Consider the following 14,852-nt stretch of genomic DNA (forward strand, 5'->3'; position numbering starts at 1 on the left):
TATTTTTTTAATAATTTTTTATGATAGCTTTTGCAAAACAAACAATAACAGCTATTCAAACCATTGAAGGCATCACAGAATACCGTCTAGAAAACGGTTTACAGCTATTACTTATTCCAGATTCTTCTAAACCTAGCACAACTGTAAATATGACCTACCGTGTAGGTTCAAGACACGAACAATATGGTCAAACGGGAATGGCTCATTTATTAGAGCACTTAGTATTTAGAGGAAGCAAAAACTATCCTAATGCCCTTGAATTATTCTCTCAAAAAGGCCTAAGTGCCAATGGTAGCACTAACACAGATAGAACTAATTACTATGCTTCATTTGCCACAAATAATGAAACCCTATCGTGGTATCTACACTGGCAAGCCGATACCATGCAACATTTGCAGATTAATGAGGAAAATCTAAAAAAAGAAGTAGATATTGTTCTAAATGAACGTGAGCGCTCTCAAAACAATCCTATTCAAGTACTATTTCAACGTATTCGAGCTGCTGCTTATCATTGGAATAACCAAGGAGTTCCAACAATTGGTGCCCCTGATAATTTAACAACGATGAGTGTAGAGGCACTACAAGCCTTCTATCATACTTATTATCAACCTAATAATGCTACCTTAACAATTAGTGGTTATTTTGACATACAGCCAACTCTGGCTTTGGTGGTAGACATTTTCTCTAGCATTCCAAAGCCACCCAGTATACAACCTAACTATATTACAGCTGAGCCTATACAAGACGGTGAAAGAAATATTATTTTACGTAAAACGGGGGGAATGCCTGCTATTGGTAGTGCTTATCATATCCCTCCTTCTAGTCATAGTGATTATGCCCCTCTAGATATGGCTATCAATATGCTCAGTGATCGCCCATCCGGACACCTCTACCGCCATTTAGTACAGGATAAACAACTCGTATCCAATACCTTTGGTGTGTCTAGTACTCAATTTAGTACTGGTTTAGCAATTTTTGGAGCTCAATTAAGTGATTCATCACTCATTGATGAAAGCCAACAAACACTTAATCACATTCTTGAGAATCTTGCTAATGAACCCTTTACTCAAGAAGAACTTAATCGCAGCAAAACGTATTGGTTAAATCAATGGAATAAACTGTTTGCCAATACAGAACAACTCGGCATCAGTATCAGTGAAGCTATTGCTGCGGGTGATTGGCGGTTATTATTTTTAGAAAGAGATCGCATAAAAGAAACAACTCTCGAACAAGTTCAACAAGCGGCTGAAAAATATTTTGTTGCTTGCAATCGTACTAGTGGACAATACATTCCAGCAGAGCCTATCAAACGTGCACCAAAAATTGAGCTTCCTGATTTCAACGATATGTTTGCTAACTATAAAGGAGATTCTACACATCAATTGATTGACGCGTTTGATACATCAGCTGAACATATTCAGGAAAAAACGCTTAAAGGTACCTTAGCGCTTGATAATGGGACAATTCACTATGCGTTATTGCCAAAGCCCACTAGAGGGAATCGTGTATTTGCAAAATACAGAATCAAATTTTCAGCATTAGATCGCCTACACAATCAAGCGACCTTATCAGGTCTTGCGGCAACCATGATTACGATGGGAGCAAAAAACTTTAATCAACAACAAATTCAAGATCAAATAGATGCGTTCAATGGTTCGCTAAGCTATCACATCAGTGCCAATCAATTAGTGGCTTCACTCACCACAACGAGTGACTATTTGGATCAATTATTGGACTTTAGCTTCTATCTTATCCAAGAAGCAACTTACCCTGAGAATAAGCTAAATGAGTTCAAAAAGCAAGTCACACAAACATTACAAGCAAGTTCCTCTGAACCAGGTGCTAAAGCTGCCCACACCTTAAATCGTTACTTAAGTCATTATGAGAAAGATGATTTCCGTTATGCAATGACCTTTGAGGAGCAAATAGCGGCGGTAGCAGCCATCAGTAGCGAACAACTCTTGTCTTTTAGACAGACTAATTTTGGTGCTGGCGATATTGATATTGCTATTGTTGGTAGCTTTGAGGCTAAGCAAACCCTCAAAACAATTAAAGATACTCTCAGTAAATGGCCTAAAGCACCAACTTACCACTATATGCCTGACCCCTATGATAAATTCCCAAGAAAAGAGTTTATTATTAAGACGCCAGACAAAGAAAATGCAGTATTCATAGGTAAACTCTATTTACCTATTCAAAATACTCATCCCCATTTCCCTGCCTTGGTAATGGCAAACCATTTAATTGGTGGTAATGAAACCTCTCGTCTATTCAAAGCTGTTCGCGCTGACAAGGGGCTCTCTTATAGTATCAATAGTAGCATTAATGCATCTTCTTTTGAGCCCTCTGCCGAATGGACAATTCAAGCAATTTATTCACCTAACAACCGTGATACCCTAAAGCAAGTACTTACCGATACCTTTGAACAACTTTATCGTGATGGGTTTTCTGTTGAAGAAGTTACACAAGGCATTGAATCCATCATTAATATTCGATCATTAGCTCGTACACAAGATTCTGTTGTTAGTTCAACTTGGCTACGTTATTTAGAAAGTGGGCGAGATTTTCATTGGAATGCCAAATTTGAGCAAAGCATTAAAGCACTTAGTGTGGAAGACGTGAATGCCGCCTTTAGAGACTATTTAAACTTTAATGAGATGAGTACAGCCTATGCAGGGGATTTTGCCTAATCTTTCTTCTAAAAAGTATGCTTTATAGAATCCAGAACAGGTAAATCATATACTACGAAAAAAGAACCCATATAGGAAAATAATCATCTATATGGGTCTCTAATTATGTGCTAAGTAATTAGCTACTATTTTTAACTAAAAAAGTCTTTTACTTTATCTGCAAAACTCTTATTTTGAGGTGAATGTTTACCAGAATCTTCACTCAAGGAATTTTGTAATTCTTTTAAAAGCTCTTTTTGTTTACTTGTCAATTTCACAGGTGTTTCGATAAAGACATGGCAGTATAAATCCCCTGCCACACCTGAACGTACTCCTTTAATACCTTTACCACGTAAACGGAAAGTCTTACCTGTTTGTGTACCCTCAGGAATCGAAATTTCCCCTTTACCACCTAGTGTAGGCACTTCTAGAGTTCCCCCCAACGCCGCAGTCGTAAATGGTAGTGGAACCTCACAATGTAAATCTTCACCGTCACGCTCAAAGATAGGATGTTTTTTCAAGCGAACTTCTACATATAAGTCACCTGGAGGTCCACCATTAATCCCTGGCTCACCGTCACCTGCTGAACGAATTCTCATACCATCATCAATACCAGCTGGTATCTTAACCGCCAATGTTTTGGTTTTACGAATACGACCTTCACCATGACAAGTACTGCAAGGTTCTTTGATCTCTTTACCAGTTCCATGGCAAGTATGGCATGTCTGTTGAACACGGAAAAAGCCCTGTTGTATAAACTCTTGACCAGTACCATTACATGTACGACAAGTGATAGGCTCTGTACCGGGTTTAGCACCTGTACCATGACAAGTACCACATTCCTCATAACTAGGAATACGGATTTCAGTATCATAGCCATTAGCCGCCTGTTCTAATGTAATCTCAAGGCTATATTTTAGATCGGCACCACGATAAACTTGTGGCCCTGCTGAGCGACGCCCTGCTGCACCAAAAATATCGCCAAAAATATCGCCGAACATATCACCAAAACTACCAGCACCACCCATGCCGCCCATACCACCCATACCTTGGTTAGGATCAACGCCAGCATGGCCGAATCTATCATAGGCTTGTCGTTTTGAAGAATCAGATAAAGTCTCATAAGCCTCTTTCACTTCTTTAAACTTTTCTTCTGCTTCTTTATTATCAGGATTGCGATCTGGGTGATATTTCATCGCTAGTTTACGATAAGCTTTTTTTAGCTCATCTTCACTTGCCCCCTTTGCTACTCCCAATACTTCATAATAATCACGTTTTGCCATTAATTATTACGCCCTTAAAAATAAAATCTTAAACAAATACCCGACCTTAGCACTTATCAGCCAGATCGGGTATTTTTAGTACATTCGAAAACCTTAGTCTTCTTTTTTCACTTCTTTAAAGTCTGCATCAACCACGTTTTCATCTGCTGGTTGTGCTTGCTGACCTGCTTGTTCAGCTTGTGCTGCTTGTTGTTGCATATCTGCATACATTTTCTCACCTAATTTTTGAGAAGCTGTACCTAGTGCTTCAACTTTCGCATCAATCGCTGCTTTATCATCACCTTTAATGGCCTCTTCTACCTCTTTGATAGCTGCTTCGATAGCCTCTTTTTCTGAAGCTTCTAGCTTATCGCCATATTCAGTTAATGACTTACGAGTAGCATGAACTAAACTATCTGCTTGGTTACGAGCTTGTGCTAATTCAGCTAGACGTTTGTCTTCAGCTTCGTTAGCTTCAGCATCTTTTACCATGCGCTGGATTTCTTCATCAGAAAGACCAGAATTAGCTTTAATCGTAATTTTGTTTTCTTTACCTGTACCTTTATCTTTCGCAGATACATGTAAAATACCGTTAGCATCAATATCAAATGTTACTTCGATTTGTGGTAAACCACGTGGTGCTGGTGGAATACCTTCTAAGTTAAACTCACCAAGACCTTTGTTGTAAACCGCCATCTCGCGTTCACCTTGATAAACTTTAATCGTTACTGCAGGTTGATTATCTTCTGCTGTAGAGAAAGTTTGAGAGAAACGAGTAGGAATCGTTGTATTTTTCTTAATCATTTTAGTCATCACACCACCTAGTGTTTCAATACCTAGTGATAATGGTGTTACGTCTAAAAGCAATACGTCAGTACGGTCACCTGAAAGAACAGAGCCTTGGATAGCCGCACCCGCTGCAACAGCCTCATCAGGGTTTACGTCTTTACGTGGGTCTTTACCGAAGAACTCTTTAACTTTTTCTTGTACTTTAGGCATACGTGTCATACCACCGACTAAAATTACGTCGTCGATATCACTTACCTTAATACCTGCATCTTTAACCGCTACACGGCAAGGTTCAATAGTACGCTCAATTAAATCTTCTACTAATGCTTCTAACTTAGCACGAGTAATTTTTAAATTAAGGTGTTTTGGACCTGATGCATCAGCTGTGATGTACGGTAAATTAATCTCTGTTTGAGCACTTGAAGACAATTCAATTTTTGCCTTTTCTGCTGCTTCTTTAAGGCGTTGTAATGCTAATACGTCGTTTGATAAATCTGTTCCTTGTTCTTTTTTGAACTCAGAGATGATGTAATCAATAATACGTTGGTCAAAATCTTCACCGCCCAAGAAAGTATCACCGTTTGTTGATAATACTTCAAATTGTTTTTCACCATCCACGTCAGCGATTTCGATAATAGAGATATCGAATGTACCACCACCTAAGTCAAACACAGCAATCTTACGATCACCTTTGCCTGCTTTATCTAGACCAAATGCTAATGCCGCTGCTGTTGGTTCGTTAATAATACGTTTAACCTCTAGACCAGCAATTTTACCAGCATCTTTTGTCGCTTGACGTTGGCTATCGTTAAAGTAAGCTGGAACAGTAATAACAGCTTCAGTGACTTCTTCACCTAAGAAATCCTCTGTCTGTTTTTTCATTTTGCGTAGAATATCAGCAGAAACTTGTTGAGGTGCTAATTTTTTACCTTGAGCTTCAACCCATGCATCACCGTTATCAGCGGCAGAAATAGCATAAGGCATTAAGTCCAAATCTTTTTGAACTTCTTTGTCTGAGAATTTACGACCAATCAAACGTTTAACCGCAAAAATTGTATTTTTTGGATTAGTTACCGCTTGGCGTTTTGCTGGGGCACCAACTAACACTTCACCGTCTGCTGCATAAGCAACGATTGAAGGTGTTGTACGAGCACCCTCTGAGTTTTCAATAATTTTAACTTGGTCACCATCTAATAAAGCTACACAGCTATTTGTTGTACCTAAGTCAATACCAATAATTTTTGCCATTTTAATGTACCTTTAAATGTATTAAATCTGTTATCGAGAAATCAATCTCGCCTGTCTATGGACTCTATATAAGGGAAGGTAATTCTTTTTCAAGGGTTATTTTGAATTTTTTTTGAATAGTTTGAATCACTTCCTGAAAATACGCTAAGCCATGCCACCCAGAAACTTTTCCAAGCTTTTTTTGTTGATAAAAAAAGATAAATGTGGGTATGCCATGCAGCGCAAATCGACGTCCCAACGCGACATCTTCATAAACATTTGCTTCTAACCATCGAATGGGCAATGCCTTTATATCAGATGGCATAGTCAAAGCTGATTGTTTGAACACATTGCAGTTATAGCAATTGTCTCCCCATAAAAATAAACAGACCAGCTGCTCCTTCTCTTGAAGAAGCAACTGGTCTAATGTCTCACTATTTGCCTTCTTCATAGCAAACGTTTGAAAAAACGTCTCGGATGTCAGGCAGTCTTCTCTATTTGATTTTGACATACAGGTTTTCTACCTAAAAACTTAAAAGATTACTATGACAAAAAACTGCATGCCCGAAAACAATATGCTATCACTTATCTATCAGTCTTTTTAGAGTCAAATGAGACATGGTTTTTTTCTTAGCCAGCAGACACAATAACCAACGCTGGTCGTAATACACGCTCAGAAATGGTATAGCCTTTTTGTAAGACTTGTACCACACCATTCGCTTCTACATCACTATTAGGGATAGATGAAATAGCTTGATGCACATTGGGGTCAAATTTATCACCTACAGCAGGGGCTATTTCTTTAAGATAGTTACGTTCAAAAGCAGACGCTAATTGACGCAATGTTGTGTCCATACCCTCTTTTAAAGCATCAAACGATTGATTCTCAACAGCTAGTGCTGCTTCCAAACTATCTTTGACAGGAATTAAGCCTTCTGCAAAAGACTCAATACCAAATTTGCGTGCTTTAGTCACTTCTTCTTGTGAACGACGGCGTACATTTTCCATCTCAGCGTGGGCACGTAATACTTGATCTTTTAGTGATAAGACTTGTTCTTGTAACTCACCAATTAATTTTTGTTCTTCACTATCAGCACCTACACTATCGACGACTTCATCAGTAGTTTCTTCTACAGCAGGCACTTCAGCTTCTGGTTGCTTTTCTAAATCATCACTAGGTGTATTTGATTCTTGAGTCATTATTTTCTCCACACAATTATAGTCACTTCCTTTTATATGGAGGCAATAATAAAAATATCAAGAGAATCGAATTAATCTCTTTAGTAAATAGATTTTACCCAGAAAAATATCTGGGTAAAATGCACCACTTTATGTTAGAAGGTATTTTGTACTTTACGATAAGCTGCTGCAAAACTTACATTGGTTAACATCACAGACTCTGAAAATTCTCTAGCTTCCTCGGGCACAGTTACTAGCTCATCCAAATCAGTCGCTTTGCTTACAACGGTTGCAGAAGGTAAATAGAAAGAATCAGGAATCTCATGCCCATCAACAACACAGTTATGACGAATAACCGCTTTACTTCCCACCTTGGTATTGAATAAAACAGTATTAAATCCAATAAATACATTATTCCCCACTTCACAAGGGCCATGGACAATAGAACGATGTGCAATAGACGTGTTTTCACCAATAATCACTGCTGCACCATCTTTAGAATGAATCACCACACCATCTTGAATATTTGAATTAGCACCGATCACAATCGGATCCATATCTCCATTCTCATCAACCTCATCAGCACGAATAACAGCATATGGACCAATAAATACATTGGCACCCACTTTAACTAAACCACACAATACCGCTGTAGGATCCACAAAAGCTGTTTCATGAACTTCTGGGTAATCACCTCGAGGATTTTTTCTTAACATACTCTAATTCCTTACAAATTAAGACCAAGAACCCAGCCTTTCACGCACTATATTCGCTAGCGCCTTTATCCATTCTGGGTCATCATTTAAACAGGGGATATAACGAAATTGCTCTCCACCTTTTTGTTTGAAAGCATCTGCACATCCCAATTGAATTTCTTCTAGGGTTTCAAGACAATCGGCGACAAATCCGGGACATATCACATCAACTTGTTTTATCCCCTGAGATGGATAAGCCTCAAGTACTGCTTGTGTCGCTGGCTCAATCCATTTTGCCTTACCAAATTGACTTTGAAAACTAATATCTATGGGCACATTATAAACGGATAATGCGTCTCTTAACAAAGCAGCTGTTTGTTGGCAATCTTGTTGATAAGGATCCCCCAAGTCCACAGCCCGTTGTGGCAAACCATGAAAACTCAATAATAACCGTTGTGGTGTACCGTTTTTATCCCAGTACCGAGCAATCTTAGTAGATAGACTTTGAATATAATCAGGATGAGCGCAAAACCGTTTAATAAATCGATAGTCAGGCTGTTCACGCCACGTCTTAGAAAGCTCAGCCACTCGGTCAAATAACGTCGCTGTCGTACTTGCCGCATACTGAGGGTACATCGGAACAATAAGAATACGCTCACAGGCTTGTTTTTTTAATCGTTCTATTGCACTTCCCAAGTCCGGATTCCCATAACGCATAGCCATATCTACCACAACATTTTCAGTTGCAAGCTCTTGCTGCAATGCCTTAGCTTGTGCTTGAGTATAAACAAATAATGGCGATCCATCTTTCAGCCAAATGCTACGGTATTTATGTACCAATTTTGGGGCTCTAAACGGAAGAATCAATCCTCGTAAAATTGGTTGCCACAACCATTTAGGCAACTCGACTACCCGAGGATCAGATAAGAAAAGCTTTAGATATTGACGAATATCTTTAACTTGAAAGCTTTCTGGTGTGCCTAAATTAACCAACAAGACACCTATAGGCGTTGTATTCATAACTATTCTATTGACTCAATGCATTTGATAATAAGCGGGCGGTAATATCTACAATAGGAATTACCCTATCATAAGACATACGACTAGGACCAATCACGCCTAACGAACCCACAATTTTACCATCAACTGCATAAGGTGCTGTCACAACTGCCAACTCTTCCAAAGGAACTAAGTGTGACTCACCACCAATATAAATCTGCACGCCTTGCGAATGAGAAGATAAATCTAATAATTGCATCAACTCTGTTTTTTCTTCAAAAAGCGAAAATGTCTGTTTTAGACGATTCATATCTGACGCAATATCAGAAATATTTAATAAATGTCGCTCCCCTGACACCAACATATTATCTGTGCGATACTCATCGGCATATTCAATGGTTGCCTGCATCAAATTGGAAATATCTTCCTGTAAAAGCTTAAGCTGAGCTGCTAATTCTTGTTTGACCACCTGAAATGACTTTCCTGAAAAATGCTGATTAAAAAAATTGGACGCATTCATCAACTCAGCTTCCGAATAGTTTTTATTTACACTCAAAATCCTATTTTGTACCTCACCCTCTGGCGTGACGATGATTAACAACACTCTTTTTTCGGATAAACGAATAAATTCAATATGCCTGAAAATTTGCGAACGTTGTGGCGTTACCACTATTCCAGCAAACTGAGTCAAATTGGACATTAGGGTAGCCGCTGTATTTAATGCCTGGCTCGGTGAATTATCCGTAAAAGCATGGCTTAATTCGTCTGAGTATTCTGTACTAAATGATTTAACCGCTAATAGCCTATCCACAAATATACGGTAACCTTTGGGCGTAGGCACTCGACCTGCTGAAGTATGGGGACTATGCACTAACCCCTGCGCCTCTAGCTCTGCCATCACATTGCGAATAGTTGCAGGTGAAAGCTTAAATAAGCCGGCTAGCGCTTTTGAGCCGACTGGTTGACCGTCCTCAATATAGCGTTCAATTAAAGCAGTTAATAAATGATTTGATCGTTCGTCCATGGCTATCCGAATAAATATGATTTTTTTATCGTAGAGTTTATGAAATTTCTAAAACATCAGTACAATAACAACATAAAGAACTTTCATTCTACTTATTTTATATGGTTTACCTATGCATTTTTCAATAGTTGCTCTTATTGGACGTTATAAAGATTCTGGTATGGATGCCCCTTTACGCGAATTAGCGCAAGTTTTGGAGCAAGCAAATATTCGCGTGATTATTGAAAAAGATACCGCCCTCAACACAGGAGTAAAAGAATACCAAACAGGTTCGTTGGATCAGATAGGTCAATTAGCTGATTTGGTCATTGTGATGGGTGGTGACGGGACTATGCTTGGTGCAGCGAGAGATTTATGTAAATATGCTGTTCCTTTATTAGGCATCAACCATGGACGTTTGGGATTTATCACAGATATCCCTGTTAATGACTCCATCAATGCCGTTAAATCCGTATTAGATGGCAAATTCACTATTGAAAAACGGACTCTACTCGAAGGCTCGATTATCCGTGATAAAAAAGTCTTAACAACTGATTTAGCCCTTAACGATATTGTATTAAGTCGTTCCGGACGAGGTGGAATGATTGAAATTTCAGTGGACTACGATAATACACATATGTATAGCCAACGTGCCGATGGCTTAATTGTTTCGACCCCTACAGGTTCAACCGCCTATGCTCTTTCCGCTAATGGTCCTATTATTCACCCTATGGTTGAAGCCTTTTTATTAGTCCCTGTTGCCCCTCAAACCCTATCGCATAGACCAATTGCTGTCCCTTCATCTGGTATGCTAACCCTTACCTTATCAGATATTAGTCGCTCTGGTGGTTCTGCAAGCGTACACTTTGATATGCAAACATGGTCTGACTTAAAAGCAGGCGATAAAATCATGATCAAAAAAGCCTCTCATAAGGTGCAATTTTTACATCCTTTTGGTTATAGTTATTTTTCGACTTTGCGCAAAAAGCTTCACTGGAATATCATGCCAGAAGTTTCTGATAAACCTTAAGTGTATTGTTTTTATCTACTAGACGACTATGTTACTTTCACTACATATCCGTGATTTTGTTATTGTTGAAAAACTTGATATTTCTTTTTCAAAAGGGTTTACTGTTTTTTCTGGTGAGACTGGTGCAGGAAAATCGATTCTCATTGATGCCCTATCCCTGACATTAGGACAACGAGGTGATGCTCATATGGTCAGAGAAGGCGCTCAAAAAGCAGATATTAGTGCCATTTTTGAAACCTCTGAAAAAGTGACACAATGGCTTAACAATCAAGATATTGATACTGATGAATTAGTCCTTAGACGTACTTTGGATAATCAAGGTAAAAGCAAAGCTTTTATCAATGGTACGCCTGCCACTTTGACACAATTAAAAGAACTCTCTGAAATGCTAATTGATATTCATGGACAACATGCACATCAATTATTATTAAAGCCAAATGCACAACGCACTATGCTTGATGCACAGGGAGGCCATACAGCACTTGTTAAACAAGTTCAACAAGCGTGGCAGTTATGGCAAAAAGCACAAGAGACTATGGATAATGCCATTACCAATTTAGAGCAACAAGAACATATTCGTGAACGCTTAGAGTGGCAATTAAGTGAACTCAAACAATTGAATCCCGGTAAAGAAGAATGGGCTCAAATCGACAGTGACTATAATCGCTTAGCTCATGCCTCAGCACTGATGGAAGGCGTTGCACAAACACTTAATGCATTAGATAATGACCAACAATCCATTTGCAGTGAACTCTCTCATGCTTGTGCCCGTATTTCACAACTGGCGAATAAAGACTCTCAATTAGCGAGTATCTATGAAACATTAGAATCTGCACGCATCACATGTGTGGAAGCAGCCTCTGATTTAAATGCTTATCTCAATCGTTTGGATTTAGACCCATCACGTCTAGAGCAAACAGAACAACGTATGCGCTCTATGTTTGATTTGGCTAAAAAGTTCAAAATTGAACCAGAAAATCTATATATACATAAACTATACTTACAAGAAGAGCTTGATAAAATTAATCAAACGGTCGATATAGACGCATTAAAAAAACAAGTAAAAATAGAGCAACAAAACTATTTTACTGTCGCCAAGCAACTCACACAGGCTCGACAACAAGCTGCAAATAGCTTAGCCAAAAATGTTACACAAGCAATGCAGACACTTGCCATGCAAGGCGGTAAATTTGAGATCGAACTACAAGATATCAAGCCTAGTGCCTACGGTTTAGAAAACATTCAATTTAACGTCGCAGGTCATGCAGGCACAACGCCTAGAGCATTGAATAAAGTTGCTTCAGGTGGTGAATTGGCTCGTATCTCACTCGCCTTATCTGTGATGTCTAATCAGGCTCATCAGGTTCCTACATTAATTTTTGATGAGGTCGATACTGGTATTGGCGGAGCCGTTGCTGAAGTCGTGGGACAGTTATTGCGTCAATTAGGCAAAACCCATCAAGTACTTTGTGTTACTCACTTACCGCAAGTGGCCGCTTGTGGACATCAACATTTCCAAGTAAGTAAACAGCAAAAAGAGGGGCACACCGTTTCTCAGATTAAGCCATTAACAATAGAAGGACGTACTCAAGAAATTGCACGTATGTTGGGTGGCGTGAATATTACTGAGACAAGTCTTGACCACGCCAGAGAAATGCTTTCGCATGCTACTGAGTAGTTTTTAATGACTCAGTAGCTTATGAGGTTATTTTCTAATTTTGTTTGAACAATCAGAACAAATACCATAAAGAACCAAGGCATGACTTGCTAATGTAAACCCTTTTTGCTTAGCAATCTCATGTTGTCTTTCTTCGATATCGGGATCAGTAAACTCCTCTACCTTACCACAAGCATTGCAGACCAGATGGTCATGATGATCACCCTCGTCTAGTTCAAAAATCGCTTTACCATTATCAAACTGACTGCGCGTTAAAATACCTGCTTGTTCAAATTGAGTGAGTACACGGTACACAGTTGCTAGACCAATCTCAACCTTCTCATTCAAAAGCAAACGATAAACATCTTCTGCACTTAAATGGCGTTCAGTCGTATTACGAAAAATATCTAAAATTTTTAAACGCGGATACGTGGCTTTTAAACCCATACTCTGCAATTCACTTTGATCGCTCATAGATTGCCTTTTCACAAAAATTTACTGATTAAACTCATAACAATAATTATTTTATCTAAAAGACTCTATAATTACTGTTGAACTTATATAATAACTTTTTTTTAAGATTTTATCTCAACAATTCAAGCTTATGAATAACCTACTTTCTGCATTGCTTTTACGCAAAGGCTTAGTTGCCACGTTATTAGCTGTTTCAGCACTTACCGCATGTTCATCTGGTAAATGGGGATTTCCTTATCGTGCTCCTGTTCAGCAAGGTAACTGGATTACCGAAGATCAGATTGCACTTCTGCAAGTAGGTATGACACCTGAACAAGTTCGCTATGCACTTGGTACACCTACCTTAACAGATATCTTCCATGCTGATCGTTGGGATTATCCATTTTATTTCAAACCTGGCTATGGTGACCCTGTATTGACTAAGTTCTCTGTCTGGTTCAATCAAAAAGGACTACTAGCGCGTTGGGAAGGCGATGAACATCCAAACTTCCAACCATCAGATTATGAGACTCAACAGCTTTGGAGACCTAATACCCAAGCGACAGAAACAAAAACGACTCCCGTTGACTCTACTACTATCAATGCAGAAGAAACTGTTAAAACAGCTCCATTGCAATAATTTAATTTTTAAACCCATCCAAAATGCAGGAGAAATACCTGCATTTTTTATCATTAAGGACGTATTATGCGTATCGCGATTTCTGGTGCTAATGGCCGTATGGGTCGTATGCTTATTGAAGCTGTCTTAAATCATCCTGAATTAACGTTAAGTGTTGCGCTTGATCATTCTGAAAGTAATCACTTAGGACAAGATGCAGGGGCTTTTTTAGGCAAAACAACAGGCGTCTTAATCACTGCTGATCTTTCTGCTTTAGCGAATGCTGATTGCTTAATTGATTTCACTCGTCCAGAAGGTACGCTCACTTATCTTAAAGCTTGCCGTGATTACAAAACCAAAATGGTTATTGGAACAACAGGTTTTGATGAGCAAGGCAAACAAGCCATTGAAGATGCCTCCAAAGACATTGCTATTGTTTTTGCACCCAATATGAGTATTGGTGTTAATGCGACGTTAAAACTATTAGCGTTAGCCGCACAATTATTAAATAGTGGTTATGATGCAGAAATCTTCGAAGTTCATCATAAGCATAAAATTGATGCACCTTCAGGGACTGCTCTCATCATGGGCGAGGTCATTGCCAATGAATGGGGTAAAAATCTCAATGATATCGCAGACTGGGCAAGACATGGTCACACAGGCGCTCGTCAGGACGGTCATATTGGTTTCTCTGTCGCTCGTGGTGGTGATATTATTGGAGAACATACAGTAATGTTCTGCGGTACTGGTGAACGCATTGAAATTGCACACAAATCCTCTAGCCGAGCAACCTATGCTCAAGGTAGTTGCAAAGCCTCTATAATTTTTAAGAGATAAAGCAACTGGTTTATACAGTATGAGTGATGTAATTTGTAGAAGTTCAGACCAAATCTGACAAATGAGTTGCAAAAAAGAGAGTTTCCCGTTTGAATAAGAGGTGCGAATCTTTTAAACAAACAAAAGGAAACTCTCATGTTACATACTACCAATAATGTGATTAAACATAAAGCAGGACTGCTTAATTTAGCAGAGCAATTAAAAAATGTGTCGCAAGCATGCAAAATTATGGGCGTATCGAGGGATACATTTTATCGCTATAAAGAATTGGTTGAAGAAGGCGGTATAGAGGCACTCATTGATCGTAATAGACGGGTGCCTAACCTTAAAAATAGAGTGGACGAAGCCACTGAGTTAGCGGTGATAGAGATGGCGATTCATTATCCTGCCTAATGGTCAATCTAAGAATTAGCAATGACTGAGGTAAACAGGG

Annotated in this window: 12 protein-coding genes and 2 pseudogenes; 6 read left to right on the top strand and 8 right to left on the bottom strand. The window is 38.9% G+C overall.

The window, feature by feature from the left end:
• Window positions 1-20 precede the first annotated feature (20 nt).
• Window positions 21-2,690, top strand: a complete 2,670-nt coding sequence (locus tag V757_RS21730) for a M16 family metallopeptidase (RefSeq protein ID WP_023951085.1) — start codon at window positions 21-23, stop codon at window positions 2,688-2,690.
• A gap of 131 nt (window positions 2,691-2,821) precedes the next feature.
• On the opposite strand, the gene dnaJ is transcribed toward V757_RS21730, so the two are convergent.
• From dnaJ to hrcA, 7 genes are all read right to left on the bottom strand, one after another.
• Window positions 2,822-3,952: a molecular chaperone DnaJ gene (gene dnaJ, locus V757_RS21735; RefSeq protein WP_023951087.1), complete on the bottom strand. Its 1,131-nt coding sequence runs from the start codon at window positions 3,950-3,952 to the stop codon at window positions 2,822-2,824.
• A 93-nt stretch (window positions 3,953-4,045) separates the two neighbouring features.
• Window positions 4,046-5,968: a molecular chaperone DnaK gene (gene dnaK / locus V757_RS21740; RefSeq protein WP_023951089.1), complete on the bottom strand. Its 1,923-nt coding sequence runs from the start codon at window positions 5,966-5,968 to the stop codon at window positions 4,046-4,048.
• A 64-nt stretch (window positions 5,969-6,032) separates the two neighbouring features.
• Window positions 6,033-6,458, bottom strand: coding sequence for a thioredoxin family protein (locus tag V757_RS21745; RefSeq protein ID WP_023951091.1), 426 nt, complete (start codon window positions 6,456-6,458; stop codon window positions 6,033-6,035).
• Between the two features lie 119 nt (window positions 6,459-6,577).
• Window positions 6,578-7,147 (bottom strand): nucleotide exchange factor GrpE, encoded by a 570-nt coding sequence (gene grpE / locus V757_RS21750; protein WP_023951093.1) that lies wholly within the window; start codon window positions 7,145-7,147, stop codon window positions 6,578-6,580.
• 134 nt (window positions 7,148-7,281) lie between these two features.
• Window positions 7,282-7,842 carry an LbetaH domain-containing protein gene (locus V757_RS21755; protein WP_023951095.1) on the bottom strand — a complete coding sequence of 187 codons (561 nt, stop codon included), beginning with the start codon at window positions 7,840-7,842 and terminating at the stop codon, window positions 7,282-7,284.
• Between the two features lie 18 nt (window positions 7,843-7,860).
• Window positions 7,861-8,841, bottom strand: coding sequence for a ferrochelatase (hemH, locus tag V757_RS21760; RefSeq protein ID WP_023951096.1), 981 nt, complete (start codon window positions 8,839-8,841; stop codon window positions 7,861-7,863).
• Window positions 8,842-8,848: 7 nt separating this feature from the next.
• Window positions 8,849-9,844, bottom strand: coding sequence for a heat-inducible transcriptional repressor HrcA (hrcA, locus tag V757_RS21765; RefSeq protein WP_023951098.1), 996 nt, complete (start codon window positions 9,842-9,844; stop codon window positions 8,849-8,851).
• Window positions 9,845-9,956: 112 nt separating this feature from the next.
• Here hrcA and V757_RS21770 point away from each other — a divergent pair, with 112 nt between their 5' ends.
• Complete coding sequence (locus V757_RS21770; protein ID WP_023951100.1) at window positions 9,957-10,853, top strand: NAD kinase; 897 nt, start codon at window positions 9,957-9,959, stop codon at window positions 10,851-10,853.
• Window positions 10,854-10,881: 28 nt separating this feature from the next.
• The gene (gene recN, locus V757_RS21775) at window positions 10,882-12,531 is read left to right on the top strand and encodes a DNA repair protein RecN (RefSeq protein WP_023951102.1); all 1,650 of its coding nucleotides are present in this window, start codon (window positions 10,882-10,884) and stop codon (window positions 12,529-12,531) included.
• Window positions 12,532-12,558: 27 nt separating this feature from the next.
• Here the strand turns inward: recN and fur are convergent, their stop codons facing one another.
• Window positions 12,559-12,984 carry a ferric iron uptake transcriptional regulator gene (gene fur / locus V757_RS21780; RefSeq protein ID WP_023951104.1) on the bottom strand — a complete coding sequence of 142 codons (426 nt, stop codon included), beginning with the start codon at window positions 12,982-12,984 and terminating at the stop codon, window positions 12,559-12,561.
• Between the two features lie 130 nt (window positions 12,985-13,114).
• Here fur and V757_RS21785 point away from each other — a divergent pair, with 130 nt between their 5' ends.
• The 3 genes and pseudogenes from V757_RS21785 to V757_RS21795 all read left to right on the top strand — a co-directional run.
• On the top strand, window positions 13,115-13,603 hold the full coding sequence (locus V757_RS21785; RefSeq protein ID WP_023951106.1) for an outer membrane protein assembly factor BamE: 489 nt from the start codon (window positions 13,115-13,117) through the stop codon (window positions 13,601-13,603).
• 66 nt (window positions 13,604-13,669) lie between these two features.
• Window positions 13,670-14,477: pseudogene (gene dapB / locus V757_RS21790) on the top strand (4-hydroxy-tetrahydrodipicolinate reductase).
• Window positions 14,478-14,554: 77 nt separating this feature from the next.
• Window positions 14,555-14,809 (top strand): annotated as a pseudogene (locus tag V757_RS21795) (helix-turn-helix domain-containing protein); the annotation flags it as partial.
• Between the last annotated feature and the right edge of the window lie 43 nt (window positions 14,810-14,852).

The organism is Pelistega indica (genome assembly GCF_000506865.1).
GTDB lineage: Bacteria > Pseudomonadota > Gammaproteobacteria > Burkholderiales > Burkholderiaceae_B > Taylorella > Taylorella indica.